This window comes from Ligilactobacillus apodemi DSM 16634 = JCM 16172 (assembly GCF_001434405.1).
Classification (GTDB): Bacteria; Bacillota; Bacilli; order Lactobacillales; family Lactobacillaceae; genus Ligilactobacillus; species Ligilactobacillus apodemi.
In genome coordinates this window covers 431,213-452,347 of sequence record NZ_AZFT01000053.1, presented here as the reverse complement: position 1 = coordinate 452,347, position 21,135 = coordinate 431,213, and the positions used below count along the sequence as shown (strand labels likewise).

Annotated in this window: 23 protein-coding genes and 1 CRISPR repeat array; of the genes, 8 read left to right on the top strand and 15 right to left on the bottom strand. The window is 37.7% G+C overall.

Going from position 1 to position 21,135, the window contains the following annotated elements; translation table 11 throughout:
* Positions 1-60 precede the first annotated feature (60 nt).
* The 4 genes from nusB to FC32_RS07460 form a co-directional block, all read right to left on the bottom strand.
* Entirely contained in the window at positions 61-468 is a 408-nt protein-coding gene (nusB, locus tag FC32_RS07475; RefSeq protein WP_025087749.1) for a transcription antitermination factor NusB, read from the bottom strand.
* Positions 468-896, bottom strand: coding sequence for an Asp23/Gls24 family envelope stress response protein (locus tag FC32_RS07470; RefSeq protein ID WP_025087748.1), 429 nt, complete (start codon positions 894-896; stop codon positions 468-470). Before FC32_RS07470 ends, nusB begins: the two co-directional genes overlap by 1 nt.
* Positions 897-1,174: 278 nt before the next feature.
* Positions 1,175-1,732 (bottom strand): elongation factor P, encoded by a 558-nt coding sequence (gene efp / locus FC32_RS07465; RefSeq protein WP_025087747.1) that lies wholly within the window; start codon positions 1,730-1,732, stop codon positions 1,175-1,177.
* Positions 1,733-1,861: 129 nt separating this feature from the next.
* On the bottom strand, positions 1,862-2,932 hold the full coding sequence (locus FC32_RS07460; RefSeq protein WP_056957360.1) for a M24 family metallopeptidase: 1,071 nt from the start codon (positions 2,930-2,932) through the stop codon (positions 1,862-1,864).
* Positions 2,933-3,070: 138 nt separating this feature from the next.
* Here FC32_RS07460 and FC32_RS07455 point away from each other — a divergent pair, with 138 nt between their 5' ends.
* Entirely contained in the window at positions 3,071-3,835 is a 765-nt protein-coding gene (locus FC32_RS07455) for a TrmH family RNA methyltransferase (RefSeq protein ID WP_025087746.1), read from the top strand.
* A gap of 200 nt (positions 3,836-4,035) precedes the next feature.
* A CRISPR array of direct repeats spans positions 4,036-4,599; the repeat unit is 36 nt; unit sequence GTTTTGGAGTCATACAAAACTACATAGCTCTAAAAC.
* A gap of 101 nt (positions 4,600-4,700) precedes the next feature.
* Here the strand turns inward: FC32_RS07455 and FC32_RS07450 are convergent.
* The 7 genes from FC32_RS07450 to FC32_RS07420 form a co-directional block, all read right to left on the bottom strand.
* Positions 4,701-5,315, bottom strand: coding sequence for an HAD-IA family hydrolase (locus tag FC32_RS07450; protein ID WP_025086887.1), 615 nt, complete (start codon positions 5,313-5,315; stop codon positions 4,701-4,703).
* Positions 5,316-5,324: 9 nt separating this feature from the next.
* Positions 5,325-5,771 (bottom strand): D-aminoacyl-tRNA deacylase, encoded by a 447-nt coding sequence (dtd, locus tag FC32_RS07445; RefSeq protein ID WP_025086888.1) that lies wholly within the window; start codon positions 5,769-5,771, stop codon positions 5,325-5,327.
* 13 nt (positions 5,772-5,784) lie between these two features.
* Positions 5,785-8,007 (bottom strand): RelA/SpoT family protein, encoded by a 2,223-nt coding sequence (locus FC32_RS07440; protein WP_056957359.1) that lies wholly within the window; start codon positions 8,005-8,007, stop codon positions 5,785-5,787.
* A 137-nt stretch (positions 8,008-8,144) separates the two neighbouring features.
* Complete coding sequence (locus FC32_RS07435) at positions 8,145-8,477, bottom strand: hypothetical protein (RefSeq protein ID WP_051533639.1); 333 nt, start codon at positions 8,475-8,477, stop codon at positions 8,145-8,147.
* Between the two features lie 36 nt (positions 8,478-8,513).
* On the bottom strand, positions 8,514-9,269 hold the full coding sequence (locus FC32_RS07430; RefSeq protein WP_025086890.1) for an RsmE family RNA methyltransferase: 756 nt from the start codon (positions 9,267-9,269) through the stop codon (positions 8,514-8,516).
* Positions 9,270-9,272: 3 nt separating this feature from the next.
* Positions 9,273-10,160 carry a 50S ribosomal protein L11 methyltransferase gene (gene prmA / locus FC32_RS07425; RefSeq protein ID WP_025086891.1) on the bottom strand — a complete coding sequence of 296 codons (888 nt, stop codon included), beginning with the start codon at positions 10,158-10,160 and terminating at the stop codon, positions 9,273-9,275.
* A 75-nt stretch (positions 10,161-10,235) separates the two neighbouring features.
* A complete protein-coding gene (locus tag FC32_RS07420; protein ID WP_025086892.1) occupies positions 10,236-10,724 on the bottom strand; it encodes a DUF3013 family protein in 489 nt (162 codons plus the stop codon).
* A 242-nt stretch (positions 10,725-10,966) separates the two neighbouring features.
* On the opposite strand from FC32_RS07420, the gene FC32_RS07415 reads away from it, so the two are divergent.
* Entirely contained in the window at positions 10,967-11,926 is a 960-nt protein-coding gene (locus FC32_RS07415) for a nucleoside hydrolase (protein WP_056957358.1), read from the top strand.
* Between the two features lie 21 nt (positions 11,927-11,947).
* A complete protein-coding gene (locus FC32_RS07410; protein WP_025086893.1) occupies positions 11,948-12,298 on the top strand; it encodes a hypothetical protein in 351 nt (116 codons plus the stop codon).
* A 102-nt stretch (positions 12,299-12,400) separates the two neighbouring features.
* Here the strand turns inward: FC32_RS07410 and FC32_RS07405 are convergent, their stop codons facing one another.
* From FC32_RS07405 to FC32_RS07395, 3 genes are all read right to left on the bottom strand, one after another.
* Entirely contained in the window at positions 12,401-13,216 is an 816-nt protein-coding gene (locus tag FC32_RS07405; protein ID WP_025086894.1) for a MurR/RpiR family transcriptional regulator, read from the bottom strand.
* 78 nt (positions 13,217-13,294) lie between these two features.
* Positions 13,295-13,984: an N-acetylmannosamine-6-phosphate 2-epimerase gene (locus FC32_RS07400; protein WP_025086895.1), complete on the bottom strand. Its 690-nt coding sequence runs from the start codon at positions 13,982-13,984 to the stop codon at positions 13,295-13,297.
* 15 nt (positions 13,985-13,999) lie between these two features.
* Positions 14,000-14,872 carry an N-acetylneuraminate lyase gene (locus FC32_RS07395; RefSeq protein ID WP_025086896.1) on the bottom strand — a complete coding sequence of 291 codons (873 nt, stop codon included), beginning with the start codon at positions 14,870-14,872 and terminating at the stop codon, positions 14,000-14,002.
* A gap of 251 nt (positions 14,873-15,123) precedes the next feature.
* On the opposite strand from FC32_RS07395, the gene FC32_RS07390 reads away from it, so the two are divergent.
* The 5 genes from FC32_RS07390 (at position 15,124) to FC32_RS07370 (ending at position 20,553) form a co-directional block, all read left to right on the top strand.
* Positions 15,124-15,987, top strand: coding sequence for an ROK family protein (locus tag FC32_RS07390; protein WP_056957357.1), 864 nt, complete (start codon positions 15,124-15,126; stop codon positions 15,985-15,987).
* Positions 15,988-16,130: 143 nt separating this feature from the next.
* On the top strand, positions 16,131-16,868 hold the full coding sequence (locus tag FC32_RS07385; protein WP_025086897.1) for a sugar phosphate isomerase/epimerase family protein: 738 nt from the start codon (positions 16,131-16,133) through the stop codon (positions 16,866-16,868).
* Positions 16,869-16,877: 9 nt separating this feature from the next.
* Positions 16,878-18,038, top strand: a complete 1,161-nt coding sequence (locus FC32_RS07380) for a cation:proton antiporter (RefSeq protein ID WP_025086898.1) — start codon at positions 16,878-16,880, stop codon at positions 18,036-18,038.
* Between the two features lie 22 nt (positions 18,039-18,060).
* Positions 18,061-19,563 (top strand): sodium:solute symporter family protein, encoded by a 1,503-nt coding sequence (locus tag FC32_RS07375; RefSeq protein ID WP_025086899.1) that lies wholly within the window; start codon positions 18,061-18,063, stop codon positions 19,561-19,563.
* 21 nt (positions 19,564-19,584) lie between these two features.
* Entirely contained in the window at positions 19,585-20,553 is a 969-nt protein-coding gene (locus FC32_RS07370) for an acetylxylan esterase (protein WP_025086900.1), read from the top strand.
* Positions 20,554-20,627: 74 nt separating this feature from the next.
* Here FC32_RS07370 and greA read toward each other — a convergent pair whose 3' ends face one another.
* The gene (greA, locus tag FC32_RS07365) at positions 20,628-21,101 is read right to left on the bottom strand and encodes a transcription elongation factor GreA (RefSeq protein ID WP_025086901.1); all 474 of its coding nucleotides are present in this window, start codon (positions 21,099-21,101) and stop codon (positions 20,628-20,630) included.
* Positions 21,102-21,135: the final 34 nt, after the last annotated feature.

The window sequence follows — 21,135 nt, the reverse complement described above, 5'->3', positions numbered from 1 at the left end:
GTCGGTCTTTTTAATGAAAAATACCTGTACTAAAGCAAAGCACTTCAGCACAGGTATTTGTTAGATCAAATTCGATAAGACACCATTTACAAAACGGCGCGATTTATCGTCACTAAATTCTTTAGCCAATTGTAAAGCTTCGTCCAAAGCTACTTTGGCAGGTACTTCATCTTCGTCTACGTAAAGCATTTCAAAAATTGCTAGTCGCAAAATCAAAAGGTCTGTCTTATTGAGGCGAGCGAGCGACCAATTAGCACTCAAATGTTCAGCGATTTTTTCATCGATCTGTGTTTGATGCGAGCGCACACCTTCAACTAATTCAGGTAAATAGGCCGGTACTGCACTCAAGTCATCATTGTCTTCTAAAAGCGCCTCGTAAACATCCTCAGGTAAAGCGTCTGGATTGCTATTTAAAGCAAAAAGTGCTTGAAAGGCTAGTTTACGCGTATCATGTCTATTAATACTCACTATTCTTCACCATTTTCTTCACCAAATATATTATTCGGATCAATTGTTTGTTCTTGCTTTTCAGGAATTACTCCTTGAACGTGCACATCCACACCCATAATTTCGATCCCGGTCATAAAGAGGACCTGTTGTTTTACTTTTTCTTGAATTTGTGCTGCAACTTTTGGCACAGATACACCGTAATTCAAGATGACATAAACATCAACAACTAATTCATCTGCTTCTTTGTTGACCTTTACACCTTTACCGCGAATTTGACGCCCTAATAACTCAGAGAAACTATTTGCGATCGACCCACGCATTGAATACACGCCGTCAACTTGACTCGCTGCGATCCCGATAATGACTTCGATCACTTCGGGAGCCAAACGAATCTCGCCTAAACTAGGTTCTTGACTTGTTAAAACAATATTATTATCTTCAGACATACGTAAAACCTGCTATATAAAATATGGAAAAGTATAGAATTTATCTTCTACAGCTCAAGAAAGATTATATATTTCCTTTCTTAAAATTCTTTACTGCCATCATAAATGTCCTTCCATTATTATGACAAGAAATACTTTCTAAAAAGTTTAATCTGTTTTCAAGTTTTTTACGTCAATACAATTCCGATCCCATATTGTCTTTCTTACCGGACATTGTAGTAAATCCTACCACTAAGCTGATCAAAGTTGTGATAGTCGCCGTTCATTAAAAAGCTAACTTAGGCACGTGAGATATAAGTACCATCAACAGTATTAATCGTTAAGACATCGCCTTCGTTAACGAAGAATGGAACTTGTACCACAACACCTGTTTCCATTGTAGCTGGTTTTGAACCACCAGATGCTGTATCACCTTTAATGCCAGGTTCTGTTTCAGCAACTGCCAAATCAACTGTGTTTGGTAATTCAACCCCTAAAGTTTCAGCACCATACATGATAACACTAACGATCATGTTTTCTTTCAAGAACTTCAATTCATCTGTCAAGCTTTCACCTGGCAATTCTAATTGTTCATAAGTATCTGTGTCCATGAAGACATGGTTGTTACCATCAGCATATAGATATTGCATCTTCTTACGATCGATCTGTGCTTGTTCTACTTTTTCACCCGCACGGAAAGTTTTTTCTTGCACAGCACCATTACGTAAGTTCTTTAACTTAGAACGAACGAAAGCTGAACCTTTACCTGGTTTAACGTGTTGGAATTCAACCACACGCCATAATTCACCATCAACAGTGATCGTCAAACCATTTTTAAATTCATTTACAGAAATCATATTAGTCCTCCTAAAAATAATCGCACAAGTTCTACGGCTCACCAGCTGTAAGACTTATCCAAATATAATTCGTACATTTAATAATATCAAAATCAAGGCTATTAATGCAAGCTAATCAAGTGTTATCCCCTAAATTTGTCGATATTCCTGTCCAAAATCAGTCAAATTTTCATATCCGTTTTCCGTGACTAAAATATCATCTTCTAGTCTTACCCCACCTAGATCAGGTAAATAGATCCCTGGTTCGATCGTGATCACTTGTCCAGGCTGTAAGACTGTAGGGATGATTTTGCCAATATATGGATTCTCGTGCACACTCAACCCAATACCGTGTCCCATACCATGTTCAAAGTAATCTCCATACCCAGCTTCTTTTATGTAGTTTCGCCCGATCGCATCAATTTCACAAGTCTCGATCCCTGGTCTGATAGCTGCGATTGTTGCTTGTTTTGCTGTAGCTACAACTTGATAGATCTCTGCTAACTTAGAGGGAACTTCGCCTAACGCAAAGACCCGCGTTACATCCGAAGTATAATGATTAAGAAAATAACCAAAATCTAGGGTAACTAACTCATTTGACCGAAGTTTTTTTGGGCTAGCAACACCATGCGGTAAAGCTGAGCGTGTTCCAGAAGCTACGATCGTTGCAAAAGAAGCATTTGTTGCCCCTTTTTTTCGCATAAAATAATCTAATTCCAAAGCTACCTCTAGTTCAGTTTGCCCCACTTGAACATGTTCAAGAATATACTGATAGCCTTCTTTAGCCAGTTGACAACTTTTCTTTAGTTTTTTGATTTCAGCGGGTGATTTTATTTCGCGCAAACTTTCGATCAAACCACTTAAAGGTACAATATCACACATTGCTGTTTCATCCAATTGGTCATATATTTGATAGGTAAGTGTCTCTTCAAAAGCTAGCGCGACTACTTTTTGTTGTTCACACAGTGCTAAAGCTTCCGTTAAATAGTTGCGAGTGATCCTATATTCAAGCCAAGGGTGTTCAGTTTGAATTTGAGTTTCGAAGCGGGCATCAGTTATCAAATAACGCCCTTTTTCGGTCACTAAAAGCAAACCTTCGTCCCCAGTAAAGCCACTCAAATAATAAATATTAGTCGGATCAGTCACTAAATATGCATCCACACTTGCGTCTTGCATCAAAGAACGTAATTTGTCACACCGTTTATCAAATTCTTGCTCCATCACCAATCCCCCTTAACCTCTCTAAATTGACTCATGACTATGATAACATATTTACGCTAAATTACTTATCAAGATATCTCATTTTCCTAAGTTAATATATGTTATACTGTTTTTTAGATAAAGCGAGGTTTTATGATCATGAAAGAAATCACATCCGTTTCCAATCAGCAAGTAAAAGATTGGAAAAAATTAGCAACTAAAAAAGCACGACAAAAGGAAAATCGTTATCTCCTAGATGGTTGGCATCTTGTTAAAGAAGCACTTAAGGCTAAACAACCGATCACTAAAATTTTAGTAACACCCACTTTTAAACACATTGATGAACTCGAACTTCCAACTGAAACAGAACTTATTTCGATCAGCGAACAAGTTGCTAAACAGCTTAGCGAAACTAAAACTCCGCAAGGAATCTTTGCTGAAGTCAAAATCACACAAACAAACATTGATCCAACAAAGGTTTCTGGTGCTTGGCTCTTTTTAGATGGAGTACAAGATCCAGGAAATATTGGAACAATGGTCAGAACATCTGATGCTGCAGGGTTTAAAGGAGTCGTTTTCGGCAAAAATACAGCAGATATGTATCAACCTAAAGTTGTTCGGTCAATGCAAGGCAGTCAATTTCACATTGACTTAGTCAGCGCAGATCTTTTAACTTGGGTCGATGCTTTTAAAGCACAAGCCAAACCTGTTTTTGGTAGTGAATTAAATGAAGCAGCTCGTAGTTATGACCAAGTTGGGCGTCACCAAGACTTCGCTTTGATCATGGGTAACGAAGGCAACGGAATGGATCCTGAACTTTTAAATAAAACTTCTTTAAATCTATATATTCCGATCAAAGGACATGCGGAATCACTAAATGTAGCTGTCGCTGCCGGGATCTTAATGTTTCAACTTATCGACTAAGTAACACAAACAATATTTTTTACTGTGTAATGAATTTTTTTCGTTACACAGTTTTTTTATCCGCTGATTTTGAAAAGTACAATAATAAACTCTATAAAAACAGTCGCTACCATTCTTATAGAGTTTATCTAGAAATATTTAATTTTGCTAAAACTACATAGCTCTAAAACACTTGATTGTTATATTCATCGCTATTCATCGTTTTGGAGTCATACAAAACTACATAGCTCTAAAACTATCATGATTTATACAGTATCAAACAACGAGTTTTGGAGTCATACAAAACTACATAGCTCTAAAACTCAGCATTACTTAAGGCACCTACTTCATCTGTTTTGGAGTCATACAAAACTACATAGCTCTAAAACAACTTTAAGCACAGATCAGCGATGACTTATGTTTTGGAGTCATACAAAACTACATAGCTCTAAAACTGTAGCGATCCAATTTATACCGCTCGTAATGTTTTGGAGTCATACAAAACTACATAGCTCTAAAACAGCTAGCAGTTTGCACCACGTAACCCGAGTGTTTTGGAGTCATACAAAACTACATAGCTCTAAAACGGGATCATGGCAATATACTTCTACGTTAAAGTTTTGGAGTCATACAAAACTACATAGCTCTAAAACTCAACCTCGTGGAAATAACGAATATGCCTAGTTTTGGAGTCATACAAAACTACATAGCTCTAAAACAATCACCCATATCAATAGCATCTACTAATTGTTTTGGAGTCATACAAAACTACATAGCTCTAAAACCTCAAATGCAAAATTTTTTTCAAATTTGTGCAAAATCAGTTTCGTAATCACGCTACTAATCCTAGCAAGACTTTCGTTTTATATAACTCCCATATTTTTTGTTATTTGATCTCAACTAAAGACACCACAACTTGCTGTGCCTTAGTATCTTCGGCAATCATCTTATCGGGATCAAATAAAATTCCCGCCATTTTAGCATTATGCCCTGCCTGAATATCTAACAAGCGATCACCGACCATTACCGAAACTTGAGGATCTAAGTGATGTTTAGTTACTAAGTGATTCAATGCTTCTGGATCAGGTTTACGCTTAAAACCATCATCAGAAGTTGAATAATCAGTAAAATATTTTAAGAGATCATCTCGTTCTAGTAATGCAAGAGAACTCCGATCACGGTGTGTTAATAAAAAGCTCTGCCCGCCAGCAGCCTTAATTTTTCCTAACAACTCACGTGCTCCTGAAAACGGCTTAGCTAAAGCCCGAAACTCTTTTTCAAAATCGCGATAATCAGCGTGTAATTTAGTCGCATCTAAATTTGGTGTAGTATAACGTCGATAAGCTTCGCGAACCGAATCCTCTCGCATCACTTGATAGACTTCAGCTACATCTAAGGTAACACCCTGATTTTCAAAAGCCTGAACAAAGGCTTTGACCATCCCTGGATACGTATTATACAAAGTCCCATCAAAGTCAAAGAAATAATTTTGGTATTGCATTTACTTCACCTACTTGTTGTCAGTATCAAAAATGATCGTTACCGGACCATCATTTACTAAACTCACCTGCATGTCCGCCCCAAATTTTCCTGTTTGGACTTCAATCCCTAGCGCACGTAATTTTTGATTGAATTCATCATAGTTTTTACTAGCGATCTTAGGGTCTTGCGCCCGGGTAAAACTCGGACGATTGCCTTTTTTCGTATCCGCATAAAGGGTAAATTGAGAAACCGATAAAATTTTGCCGTTAACTTGTTGCACATTCAAATTCAATTTATCGTCTTCATCACTGAAAATACGACAGTTAGCAATTTTTTTGACCAAATAATCAATTTGTTCACTACCATCATCGGCTTGAAACCCGACTAATAGTAATAACCCTTGCCCAATTGTTCCTACTGTTTGATTATCGATCGCTACACTAGCTTTCTTTACTCGTTGTAAAACTACTCGCACTTTTTTACCTCACTTAATGAATTGTTCGTTTGACCACGTAAACATCCGGAACACGTTTGATATTATCCATTACCCGTTGTAAGTGAACTTTATCCTTGATCCCAACAGTTACATCGATCGTTGCCATCTTGTTGTGGTCGATTCGGCCGTTGATCGAATTTAATTGTTTAGTCGTATTATTGATAGCTTGTAAAACATCATTCAATAAACCTGAACGATTGTAACCTTGGATCTCAAGGTCACTATTATAATGGGTACGTCCATCAGGCACGATATTCCAACTTACATCGATCAAACGAGTTCCGCTCTTTTCGGCATTTTTGACATTAGGACAGTCAACACGATGGACCGAAACCCCACGTCCCTTAGTAATATAACCGACAATATCATCACCAGGAATCGGATTACAACAATGACTTAAGCGCACTAATAGATTATCGATTCCTTCGATCAAAATACTTTCATCACTCTTAGAATTAGACTTATGTGTAGTATTTTTGATCTCTTTATGATCTTCTAACAGTTCTTTTTCTTGTTGTTGCTTGCGTTCAAGTTCTTGTTTTTCTCGAATGTCTTGGGTCAAAATGTTAATAACACCAGCCGGTTGAATTTCACCATAACCTAAGGCAGCATAGAGATCTTCTTCCGTTGAAATATGCCGTTTTTCTAAGACACGCTTCAGATTTTCACGAGTCAAAACATCATGAACATTAAAGCCAGCTTCACTTAACGCCGTTTCTAAAATATCTTTTCCGCGATCGATATTTTGTAAACGATCTTGTTGTTTAAAGAAGCGTCTGATCTTATTACGCGCTTTATTCGTATGAACTAGATCTAACCAGTCACGACTTGGACCGGCTGAATTTTGTGAAGTCAAAATATCAACGATATCACCATTTTTAACCTGATAATCAAGAGGAACGATCTTACCGTTTACTTTTGCACCAGTAGTATGGTTACCGATCTCGGTGTGGATCGAATACGCCATATCAAGTGGTCCAGCTCCTTTAGGAAGTTCAAATACATCGCCTTTAGGAGTAAAAACATAAACACGATCACTGAAAAGATCACCTTTAACACTTTCCATGAAATCACTGGCATCACTAGCTTCATTTTGAAGTTCAATGATTTCTTTAAAGAGATTTAGTTTCTCCCCGGTAGTCGTCTCTTTGACCCCATCAGTTTTACCTTCTTTATATGCCCAGTGAGCAGCGATCCCATATTCGGCGACCCGGTGCATTTCTTCTGTTCGGATCTGCACTTCAAACGGCGTACCATTTGGACCAATCAAAGTTGTATGCAAAGACTGGTACATGTTGGCTTTTGGCATAGCAATATAATCTTTAAAACGCCCAGGCATCGGCGTCCACTTCGTATGGATCGCACCTAAAACGGCATAACAATCCTTGATCGATTTAACGATCACACGAATCGCTAATAGATCATAAATTTGACTAAACTGTTTATGTTGATCACGCATCTTACGATAGATCGAATAGATATGCTTAGGGCGACCATAGATTTCACAGTCTTTCAAGTTAAGATCCCCGATCGCTGTTTGAATCTCAGAAATTGCTTCATTAATATATTCCAAGCGCTCAGCACGCCTTGAGTTCATCAAATGAACGATTCGGTAGTATTGTTGTGGGTTTAAATAGCGCAAAGACGTATCTTCTAGTTCCCATTTGATCGTACTGATACCTAAACGATCAGCCAAAGGAGCATAAATTTCTAAAGTCTCATTGGCGATCCGTCTTTGCTTATCAGGGCGCAAATGTTTTAAGGTCCGCATATTATGCAAGCGGTCCGCTAATTTCACAATGATCACGCGTAAGTCTTTTGACATCGCCAATAATAGTTTACGGTGATTTTCTGCTAATTGCTCTTGATGAGATTTATAGCGAATCTTACTTAATTTTGTTACCCCATCAACAATAACTTCAATATCATTGCCAAATAACTCACCAATATCGGCCAAAATAACAGGGGTATCTTCGACTACATCATGTAAAAAGCCGGCACCGACCGTCTCTGGATCCATCTTTAATTCCGCTAAAATTGCAGCTACTTGAATCGGGTGTACGATGTATGGTTCGCCTGACTTTCTAAATTGTTCACGATGAACATATGTGGCAAAATCACAAGCTTTTTGTACGATCGCCACATGTTCTTCATTCATGTATTCTTTACATTTATTGATTACATCTTCTGCGCTCCAAATTACGTTTTTTTCCATACTCTCACCGTCGCTGCAAGCGAAAAAGCAGCTGTTCCTTTCTTATAATGTCCCAATAATTTATCCCTTTTTAGCTAGATGCGCAGTAGGCACTTTTCACTACTGTAAAAAGTGCCTACTGCTGACTCTGATGAATTTTAGTCCCGCACAGTCCCATAGGCAAAAGCAGCCAATAAAAAGTAAAAAGCGGCACAATAGATCGTATGACTATCAAAGAAAAAGTCACAACCTATCAAGTAGATCACTGGGAAAAATAAAATCAACCAAAAGTGATCGGCACGCTTACCTGCGTATATTCCTGAAGCAATTGCATAGATAACATTGATTCCGAAAAGGATAACTCCTGTTTTAGTAACTTCATCAACATTAAAAAAAGTAAAGATGATTGGTATCATAAAGCTAAATGCCAAGGCAAATGCTAGATACCAAGCAATGTGTTGTAGTGACATTCTATTTAAGTTTGCTCTCATTCTCATTACCCGTTTCTAAAAATTATTAATCTTATTTTACCTTAATTCTAAAGCAAATGAAAGTGCCGACAAGAGATAAAGTGGCGCTGTTTCGGCCCGCAAGATCCGGGAACCTAACCCCGCCGTAACAAAGCCTTTTTGTGTTAACAGTTGAACCTCTGCCGGTGCTAAGCCACCTTCAGGTCCAAAAATCGCCATTAATGCTACTGGCTTAGTGGCACTCTCTTTTTTTAATTGTTCAAATAATTTTGCTAAGTTCGTTGTTTCACCAGTCTTAGCTGCTTCCTCATATGCTACCATGCCATATTGCGCTGACGCTAGTTTTAAGTTTTCAAGTTTATCACAATAGCTGATCGCAGGTACGGTTGTCCGATGTGACTGCTCCGCTGCTGCTAAAGCAATTTTTGCTAACCGCGCTAATTTTTTAGCTCGTTTTTTATCATCCCATTTGGCAACTGAATAAGTCCCTTTGAAAAAAATGATTTCATCAGCGCCTAGTTCAGTTGCTTTTTGAACAATAAAATCAGCCTTATCACCCTTAGATAATCCACAAACGATCGTTGTTTTGACCGGTAAATTTGTCATTTGGATAAAACTATCAACTTTTTTAGCTATAGCCAAATTTTTCTCAACTGTGACTAACTCCATCACATTGACATTTTCATCTGGCGTAACTAGTTCAAACTTATCGCCACTGCGCATTCGCATTACTACAATAGCATGTTTGTAAATTTCTTTTGGAAGCTCAAATTGCTCACTTGTAAGCATTTCATCATAAAAATAACGTTGCATACTTTATTCATCCTCTACTACTGGGAGATGGGCGATGATCGAATACCAATCTTTCATATTTAAAATCTGGTCGATCACAAAACCATGTTGCTGTAACTTATTTACGATCAATGACTTTTTATCCGCAATGATCCCTGATGTGATCAAAACGCCTCCAGGATTTAAGCAATTAACTGCTTGAGGAATCAACGGTACAATGATTTCAGCTAAAATGTTAGCAGTGATCAAATCTACTTTTTTATCGATTCCCTCTAAAAGGCTATTAGCTGCAACAAAAATATCGTCTTCCATCCCGTTTAACGCCAAATTTTCCTGGGCAGCTTTGACGGCTACATCATCAATATCATAAGCAAAAATCTGTTTAACTCCAAAATGTTTAGCCGCAATGCTCAAAACACCTGAACCAGTTCCCACATCGATCATTGTTTCATCGCCTCTGACAACTGTTTCCAATGCCTGTAAAGCTAAACGGGTCGTTGGGTGTGTTCCCGTTCCAAAAGCACGCCCCGGATCAAGCACGATCAATTTTTCATCTTCAGTTTGAGGTTGATATTTTTCCCAACTCGGCACGATCGTTAAATAGCGCGTCAAGCGGACAGGATGATAATACTTTTTCCAAACATCTGCCCAAGATGAATCATCTAACTCCATTAATTCAACTTGTGTCTTACCAGGATTAAGGCCAAAATCACTCAAATGGGTGATCTTTTGTTTCAATTCATAAATCAATTCTTCTAATGCTTGTTCAGCTGGAAAATATGTCGACAAGACCACGTTTTCTAAGTCCTCGTCTTCGATTTGAACACCACCGGCTCCATTTTCCATTAAAATATTAATGACAGCTTCACTAGCTTCGTTTGTCGTTGTAATTGCTAATTTGATCCAATCCAATTTAAAACCTACTATCCTATTAAATTAATAGATAGCTTTTCCTTTCTTAAAAAATTTTCCACTCCATTAATGATACTAAAAGCGTGGATAACTTAATTCTTGTTTGGGGGTATTGTTCGTTGCATCTGCCACGATTTTTTCAAATTCTTCATTTGACCAAGTCAGCTCAAAAACTTCTTTGTCACTGTCATTTAAAAAATCTAACAAGTCAGAATATCCATTGTCTAAAACAATTTGTAAGTAGCTGAAAAATGCCTTACCACGTGCAAGTGACCAGCCTTTTTTACCAGCATAACTAAGACAAGCAAAATATGCATCTTCATCTACAGCTGCTGGATTTTTTTCGTCGTAAAACAAAATACTATCACTAAATGAAATTATCGGTTCACTTGACGCAATACCTTGGGCATCTTCGATCATTTGTCCTATTTTATTTTCGGCGTAAAAAGTAACTTCCATTTCGAAAGTTTTTTCACGTTTATTCCAAAAAAGGTCGATTTTTCCGTCAAAATCTAACTCATCGATATTTTCTTCTAAAAATGAAAGAAGATCTTTTTTTGCCATCCTCATCATTCCCATCTCTCTGATATATCTATATAGTACCCTTTGCCCCAAGGTGAAAACAAGCTCTTATTCTGTAAATATTTTATATGTTTTTCATAATTTAGTGCATTTCACAAAAATTTAACGTATGTTTTTTCAATTTTAGCAATATTTTATTAATTTTTTCCCGTTGAATCGGTACAAAAGCGCTAATTTCTGATAAACTAAGAGTGTGAATTACTAACTATTAGGAGATGATTTATTTGGCTAAATATAAAATGATCCTTGATTTAGATACTGGGATCGATGATGCACTTGCGATTGCTTACGCGCTTGCTTCTGAAGAATGTGATCTAATCGGGATCGTCGGATCGTATGGCAATATTTTAGTAGAAGATGGGGTCCAAAATAGTTTAGACTTGTTAGAATTATTAGGTCGTCCAGATATTCCTGTCTTTACTGGGTTGCCACATGCTTCCACTAAAGAAAGTTTTGAAGTTATGCCGATCAGCGCACAGATCCACGGAAAAAACGGGATCGGCGAAGTTAAATTAAAAAAAGCTGACCGTAAACCAGAAGAAATGTCTGGAGTTGACTTCTTCATTGAAGCGGCACATAAATATGGTAAAGATCTCGTGATCGTTCCAACTGGTCCTTTAACTAATCTAGCCGCTGCCTTAAAGAAGGATCCACAAATCGCTGAATTAGTCGGCAAAGTTACTTTGATGGGTGGGGCTTTGACTGTCCCTGGTAATGTAAATCCAGTTACAGAAGCTAACATCAATCAAGATCCCGAAGCAGCAGATGCTGTCTTTAGAAGTAATTTCCCACTAACAATGATCGGGCTAGACGTTACTACTAGAACCTTACTTACTACCAAAGAAACACAAAAATGGCGTGAATTAAAGACTTTATCGGGAGAAAAATATGCTGATCTAACTGATTATTATATTGATGCCTATAAAGTTACTAGCCCTCACTTAGGTGGTTGTGCCTTACATGATCCATTAGCTGTAGCTGCTGCGATCGACCCTTCATTAGTTCAAACATTAGATTTAAACATGAAAGTTGATACTGAAGGACCATATGCCGGGCGAACAATTGGGGATGAAACGCGCATCAATGAACCTGCACTTCTAACTAAAGCAGCCGTTAATGTCGATAAAGAACGTTTTGTTGAGCGTTTTATGGAACGTTTAACAACTTTGTTTAGCAAAAACTAAGTTACGTAAGGATATGAAAAGATGAATCTTATTGGGATCTCACTTTACATTTTTTGGCTCTTATTGGTCGTCTTAAAATTTAGCACTTTACCACACAATCGAAGTTTTTCTTACCAACAAGCTTTTTTTGGGACTTTGATCTGGTATAAAAATTTTAGAAATCTATTGCTATTGTGTTCTTTACTAGTACTAGTTATTTTTGCACCACTTAAGATGATTTATTTGCTATTCTTCATCACCGCATGCTTAACATTTTTAATGTCTATGCGTAATTTTTGGACACGTGTTGGTAATGCTTGGATGGGGATCTCACTTAGCCTAGTCTCACTTTTAATAAGTATTGGAACGGGACTGTTTGTTTTTAAAACTTAATAGCCAAATAAAAAGGATCATTCAAGCTACAAAATTGAATGATCCTTTTTATGAGGTGGGGATAGTGAAGTTAATATCAAATAAAAACTACACTACCATATATTAATGTTTATCGAATTTATTACTTGTGATCAGCTCAATGGTTTGATCCATCTTATCACGGTAATTTTGTTTATCTAGTAGCAATGTTGTAATAATGTCGATGATATAAGTCATTGCAAACTGTGAGTTTATAAACCGCGCATTATCAACAAAATTACTATTTTTGACTAAGATCGCTAAATCACTCAGTTTATATAGTGGACTATCTTTGATCCCAGTGATTGAAATCAACGTAGCCCCCTTTTGTTTTCCGAGTTTAGCGGCACTGTTTACTTCAGCAGTATTGCCAGTTGATGACAATGCTAAGATAACATCATCTTTTTCAACGATTCCACTACTGATATACATACTATGACTTTCAGTCATTCCAAATGCGGCGATCCCCATTCTGATCAAGCGTTGTGTTAATTCTTTTGCAGTATAACCCGAACTACCCAACCCAAAAATGTAGATGCGGCGACAATGACTAATGCGTGCAACGATTTCTAATAAAACTTGTTCATCGATTCGTTGTCTAGTTTGTGTCAATACTTCTTCATAGAATTTTTGGACTTGCATCGCTAAGGTCAACTCACTTTCCTGTGGTTCAACCTGTTCATACGTTACTAACCGCAATTTAAAATCATAAAAATTGGCACATCCCAACCGATTGACCAAACGAGTAACGGTTGCATTACTTGTACCAGCTAAAGCAGCTAATTCATTGATACTTAATCGTTGAATTTTTTTAGGTTCTTGGATCGCTTGTAGTGCAACTTTCCGTTCTTGGCGTGGTAAATTGGGATAAATTTTTTCTAGTTCATTTAAAATATTCATTCCACCAAATCCTCTTGCCAAATAAAGTAAACAATTCATTGATTATCATATCACATCACTAACCGACTTAGGGCAAAATTAGTTGATTGCTTGCACAAAACAACTTGCAATCTCCAACGGACGCGTAATTGCACCACCAACAACAACTGTATGACACCCTAATTCTAAACAGCGCTTAGCTTTTGTTGGGGTATCTATTTTTCCTTCAGCAATTACTGGTACTTTAGAACATGCTAAAACCTCTTTTAAGTAGGTAAAGTCATCTGTTGCGATATCTTGTCCCTTAGTTTCTGGTGTATAACCATGCATAGTTGTTCCGACCAAATCAAAACCTAACTCATTTGCAACTTTAACATCGGCTAAAGTTGCTGTATCGGCCATCAATAAGGTATTAGGAAATTCAATTCGCATTTGAGCAACGATATCTTCAAGCTGCTCTTCTTTTGGTCTTTTTCGACTTGTTACATCACATGCGACTACTTGAACCCCAGTAGCGGCTACCGCTCGCATCTCTTTTATTGTAGGCGTAATATAGACGTCTGAGTCTGGATAATCGACTTTATTCAAGCCAATTATCGGTAACTCAACTTCATCTTGGATCGCTTGAATATCTACAACTGAGTTAGCTCTTATTCCAGCGGCTCCAGCCAATTGCGCAGCTAGTGCCATGCGTGACATGATAAACGAACTATACAAAGGTTCGTTTGGCAGCGCCTGGCAAGACACGATCAACTTACCTTTGACTTGTTCTAAAAAGTTTTTTTCCATGACTCACACCTCAGTTTATTTAAAATATTTTTCGTAGATTTTCTTTGCACCAGCCTTAACTTCAGGAGTAGCTTTAGCCATTGGTTCTCGCGTATAACCAGCATTAACTCCTAGTTCTTGTAAAACTAATTTCAAAGTAGCATAGATACCGTTATTCAAAAGATCAGTGATCAAATCATTACTTTCATGTTGTAATTTTCGTGCTTTGTCAATATCACCAGCTTCAAAAGCTGAAATCTCAGCTTTGGCTTTTTGAGCATTAATATTAAAAGTTGAACCGATCGCACCATCAACATCTAAAGCTAAGGCTGGTAATAACATTTCATCAAACCCAGATAAGATCAACTTGTCTGGGAAACGGTCACGCAAGCGTTCAAGTAAATAAAAATCAGCATTAGTATATTTGACACCAATGATCTTTTCATTTTCAAACAACTTGGCAAAATTATCTAATGAAAGTGAGACGCCCGTCAAAGCTGGAATCGAGTAAACCACCAATTTTGTATCAACATCTTTAACGATCTCATCGTAGTAATGTTTGATCTCTTCAAAATTAAAGTTGTAATAAAATGGTGTAACCGCTGAAATTGTTTCATATCCCAAATCTGTTACATATTTAGCTAATTCTTTAGCTTCATGCAAATTAGGTGAGCCAACTTGGGCGATCAAATCAATGTTTGAACCTTTAGCTTCATCGATCGCAATTTCAAAGACTCGCTTCTTTTCCGCGGTACCAAGCATAAAATTCTCACCTGTACTGCCGCCAACATATAAACCATCAATTTGGTTAACATCAATGTTATAGCGCACCATTTCACGTGTGCCTTGTTCATCAATGTTCCCGCTTTCATCAAAAGCCGTCATTAAGGCTGCATATAATTTTTTCATGGGAAATTCCTCCAAAAGATTTGATGTTGTAATAGAAATTCAAATAATTCAACCGACGCTTACAGCATAATTCACGATAAAGATTTTTTCAAGTTAAAAAAACGGTAATTATTTTCATTTAATGCTTAAACAGCATCATTAATAAGCATTTTTAGCTGGAGAAAAAAATTTTCCTGTTTTTGATTTGAGAAAAACTTTTTCTAATGATATTATGAAACCGCAATCAAAAAATAAAGGAAGTGCGTACATATATGACACAAGAATATATGCTAGCATTTGATGTTGGCGGAACGACCATTAAGTATGCTTTGATCACACCCGAACTTGAGTTTAAGGAAAGTGGCCATGTTCCTACCGAAAAAAATAAGGATAATAAAATCTTGAAAACTCTCTTAGCAATCAGCCAAGAGTTTCAAGCCAAATATTCCCTAAAAGCTATTGGAGTCAGCACTGCAGGCATCGTGGCGACAGATGGTAGTATCCGATATGCTGGCCCAACGATCCCCAACTATCAAGGAACCCCAATCAAAGAAAAATTAGCACAAACAACTAATCTCCCCGTTTTTGTAGTTAATGACGTTGATGCAGCTTTACTAGGTGAAGCGCTAAATGGGGCTGCTAAGAACGCAACTAATGCTTATTGTGTTGCCCTAGGAACAGGAATTGGGGGCGCCTTTTTAAATAACGGCCAACTATTTGCTGGAGCGCATGGAACTGGAAATTCAATCGGTTATACCCTGTTTGATCCCTGCACTCAAACTAACTTTGAACAACGTGCTTCTACCCTAAGCCTTGAACATGAGCTTTCTCCCTTAGAAATTAGTGTGAAAGATGCTTTTAGTGAGGCTAAAGCCGGGCAAGAACCTTATGTAAGTAAACTCAACGCTTGGGCCTTAGAAGTCGCTAAAGGTTTAAGCAACATTTTATTGCTATTTGACCCAGAAGTTTTGATCATAGGCGGAGCGGTATGTCAACAAGGCGAATTTTTGCTCCAACTTTTGAATAACCAACTAGCCGATTTGTTACCACCTAATTTATGTCAAACTAAAATCAAGACGGCAATTTTAGCGGATAAAGCGCAACTTTATGGTGCAATTTACCCTTTTTCAAAATAAACCGTTTACATTATTTTTGAATTGTGATACGCTGTTTATGTAATAGAAATTGCAATCAAATAATTCAACCGTACTAAAGAGCTTGCTCTGAGCTTTTTGGTGCGGTTTTTTATTGTCCTTAAAAACTAAACGAGGTGTGATAAATGCAAGTTTCAATCAATACGGCTGTCTTTTTACCGCAGCTTGAGCAACACATCAGTCAATTAGAATGTTTACAAGCAATTGATGGTTGGCCGATCGAAAATATCGAAGTTCGCGGCGAATTTTTTTCACTGGAAACTAAAATTCAAGAATTAACCAATATTAAATCCCTTTGTCAAAAAAACACTTGGAATCTTTACTACTCCGTTCCTGAAGAACTCTTTTTAGGTGATCACTTTAATCCTGAACTTGAACAACAGTTAGCTTTAGCTGAAAAACTTGAAATCAAGAATCTCAAATATAGTTTTGGAAATTTCGAGCTGCTATTCAGTGACCAAGAATTTGATAAATTACAAACCTTATTAAACAACAGTCCCATTACAGTTACTATTGAAAACCAACCTAATTCTAAAGGTGAGTTAGCGACTATGCTTAAAAATCTCGAATTAGATCAAGCCGAAAAACTTGCGCTTGGTTATACCTTTGATGCCGGAAACTGGTATTGGATCAATGAAAATCCCAACGAAGCCTTTCAAAAATTGCACGATAAGATCAATATTTTCCACTTAAAAGATATCAAAGACCACCAGATGGTTTTACTTGGTGAAGGTCAAACCGATTGGCAACCGATGATCAAAGCCCTATCACCAAATATTCCTATTTTTTTGGAATATGGCACGACTGATTTAGAAGAACTTCAACACGAGATCAAACTAGTTAATCACCTACTAGCAAAATGAGGTGAGTGTATGCCTTATTTACTCCAATTAGTTATCATCTTACTACTTACCAAACTAGGAGCTCACCTATCAAACATGCTTAAGTTCCCCAGTGTGATCGGTGAATTGTTAGTTGGGGTTTTAGCTGGTCCAGCAGTTTTAAATCTTCTTGTTCCCAATACGTTTACCAACTATTTTGCAGAACTTGGAGTGATCGTTTTGATGTTCATCGCTGGTTTGGAAGGTGACTTAGGCTCACTTTTACGCTATTGGAAACCTTCACTTACGGTTGCCATTTTAGGGGTGATCATTCCCACTGGTAGCGCATTTCTCTTATGTTACTACGGCTTTGATTTTTCAGCTAAAACGGCTATGTTTCTCGGATTGATCCTAAGTGCGACCTCCGTTAGTATCTCTGTTCAAGTACTCCGTGAAATGCACCGCTTGAATAGCCCCGAAGGTTCGATGATCCTAGGTGCTGCTGTAGCTGATGACATCATTTGTGTTATTTTACTTGGAATCTGTGTTTCACTCTTTGGCACCAACACGGGTTCACAACAATCAATCAGTTTAATGCTAGGTTTAATGTTTCTCTTTTTCATTTTGACTCTTATTTTAGGTAAATGGTTTGTACCCAAATTTTTAGCTCTCTTTAGTCACTTAAATGCTAGCGAAAATGATACTACAGCTGCATTAGTGCTTTGTTTTGGTTTTGCTTTGCTTGCAGTTACGCTTGGCATGAGTGATGTTTTAGGCGCTTATTTTGCAGGTTTAGCAATTTCTGAAACTAAATTTAAAGAGCGTTTAGCACTTAAGATCGAACCGATCGGATATGCTGTTTTTATCCCGGTATTTTTTGTCAGCATTGGCTTAAATATTAGCTTCAAAGGGATGGGACAAGACTTATTTTTCATCATTAGTCTGATCGTGATCGCTATTTTAGGTAAACAAATTGGTTGCAGTCTAGGAGCTAGATGTTTTGGGCTTTCATTTACAAATGCAAATATCGTTGGTGCTGGTATGGTTTCGCGCGGTGAAATGGCTCTTGTAGTCGCAAATGTTGCATTAAATGCACATTTGATCGATCAAAATCATTACACTGCCATGATCATGGTCACTGTGATCACCACTTTGCTCGCACCGTTACTGTTAAAATGCTATATTCAAAAATCTAAACAACTTGAAGCTTAATTAAATACGAGGTGACTTTAACATGGAAAAAGTAGGTTTTGGCCTTACCAATTGGATCGTTGTGGTTCTATATTTAGTCGGGATGTTGCTTGTAGGCGCGTATTTCACCAAACGTTCAAGTAAAGACACTGATGCCTTTTTTAAAGCCGGCGGAAAAATTCCTGCTTGGGCTGCTGGGATCAGTATCTTTGCCACCACTTTAAGTTCGATCACATTTATGTCTGTTCCCGAACGTGCCTTTTTATCCGATTGGTCGTATGCGATCGGTTCACTTGTTATTATTCCGATCATCCCAATTTTGAATCATTTCTATGTCCCATTCTTTCGTAAATTAAAAGTAACAACTGCTTATGAATATCTAGAAGCTCGCTTTAGTCCGTTGATCCGTGCTTTAAGCAGTTTGCTATTTATGATTTATCATATTGGTCGGGTAGCCGTAGTTACGTATTTACCTGTACTTGCCGTTGCTTCTGTGACAGATATCAATCCTCTTTTAGTCGCTGCTTGTGTCGGAATTATGTGTATCATCTATACCTTCCTTGGTGGGATCGAAGGTGTTATCTGGAGCGATGTGATCCAAGCCTTTGTTTTGATCGGTGGTGCTTTATTGATCATCTTCATCGGAGCATTTTCGATCGATGGTAATTTTGCCACAGTTGCTCATACAGCCGCAAGCAATCACAAGATCTTATCCGGAGCTGATTTTAAGCTTAGCGATTTAGCTAACTTTGTTCCTTTGATTTTTGTCGGACAATTCGTCAATAGTCTTTATCAATATACTGGTAGTCAAGATGTCGTGCAACGCTACCAAACTACTAAATCGCTAAAAGAAACGATCAAGTCGTTATGGACAACTGGCTTTTTAGGCATCTTAACTATTCCACTTTTCTTTGGAATGGGAACTATTTTATATACTTTCTATCAAAATGTTGCTACGTTACCAAAAGACTTTAACACTAGTGCGATCGTACCTTATTTTGTTATCACCCAACTTCCAGCCGGAATCGCTGGATTTGTTATTGCGGGGATCTTTGCTGCCGCACAATCAACCATCGCTTCTAGTTTAAATTCGATCTCAGCTTGTTTTGTGACCGACTTTAAGCAGCGCTTCTTCAATGATAAATTTACAAAAGTTTCTGACGTTAGTCTTGCCAGGATCGTGATCATTGTCGCTGGTGTTATCAGTACTGCGATCACTATTTACTTTACACTTGGAAACACTTCAGATACTTGGAATGTATTCTTGACCGTTTCTGGACTCTTTGGTGTTCCTGTAGCAGGTCTCTTTGCCTTAGGGATCTTCACTAAACGCGCCAATGCCCGGGGTGTCTTACTAGGCTTTGTTTTAAGTGTTGTTTTAGCTTTCTATATCGATTCCTTACAAATTTCCTCACTCTTAGTTGCTACCGTTTCATTTACCGCTGCAGTTGTCTTTGGGTATTTTGCTAGTTTACTATTTCCAAACAACAATAAAGATAACCGTGGTTTAACGATCTACACCTTAAAAGATAAAGTAGATGATTAAGTTAGAAAGGAAAGTAAGCATATGAAAGATCCAATGTCACTTAAAGAAATGTCCACATATCAAGGAGCATTTCCAACTCCCACTGATTTTCATGAATTTTGGCAAAAACAATTAGCTAATTTGACTGTGCCTGACTATCAATTGATTTCACGAGATTTTAAAATTCCTGGGGTAGATTGTTATGAGCTTACCTTTAATGGAACTAGGTACGGCCAAGTCTATGCCAAGTGCATTTTCCCCGAAGGTTCGCAACCTGTTCCTGTGATCTTTTATTTTCACGGCTATATGGGGCAATCTCCAGACTGGGCAACTTTACTGAGCTTAGCTGCTGGCGGTGCTGGTGTTGTTGCAATGGATGTACGGGGACAAGCAGGAAAATCGTTAGATCATGCAACTTTTGATGGCGTAACCGTTAAAGGTCAAGTGATCCGCGGAGCACTACAAGGTCCAGATAAACTTTTCTTTAAAGATATTTATCTAGACGTTTATAGTTTAATTGAAATCGTTGCCAGTTTTTCACGAGTCGACAATACTAAATTTACTAGTTATGGTGGCTCGCAAGGAGGAGCTTTGGCGCTAGTTGCAGCTGCACTAAATCACCGTCTCACCCAAGCCATCTCGATTTATCCTTTTTTAGGTGATTTCAAGCGAGTTTTGACTTTAGGTGATCACAGTGAAGCGTACAATGAACTTTTTCGTTATTTCAAATTCTCAGATCCGTTTCATCAAACAGAAGATCAAGTCATGCAAACACTAGCATATATTGACTTAAAAAATATGGCTCAATTGATCAAATGCCCAGTAAAAATGATTACTGGCCTAGAAGATGATGTTTGTTTCCCTTCAACTCAATTTGCCATTTACAACCAAATCACTAGTGCAAAAGAACATCTTCTTTTGCCCGAATATGGACACGAAGATATGCATGTTGCCGTCAATGATCAAGTCTTTAATTGGCTCTTTAAGACTAAGATCGAAGTCGCCAAATAGCACTAACTAAAAACAAACACAAAAACGACCTGACTTCAAAATTGAAATCAGGTCGTTTTGTAATTTATTCAAGCTTATTTTACTTCAATGATCTTAACTTGCATTTCGCCACCGGGTGTTTCAACTGTAACAGTTTCGCCCACTTTATGCCCTAAAAGACCTTGAGCAATTGGTGATTCATTGGAAATCTTACCCGCAAATGGATCTGCTTCAGCAGCACCAACAATTTGATATGATTCTGGTTCATCATCATCTTCTTGGAAAATCACCGTTTTACCAATTGCAACTTCATCAGCTGCAATTGCACCATTATCAATGATTTCAGCGTGATTCAACATGTTAGTAACTTCTTTTATGCGCCCTTCAAGCATTGATTGTTCATTTTTTGCTGCTTCGTATTCGGAGTTTTCAGATAAGTCACCAAAAGAACGTGCGATTTTGATACGTTCGATGATTTCAGCACGTTTAGTTGTGCGTAACTCCTCTAATTCTGTTTCAAGCTTTTCTTTACCTTCCAAAGTCATTGGAAATGTTTTTTCTTCAGCCATATCAACTTTCACCTCATTAAATGTTTGTGTTACA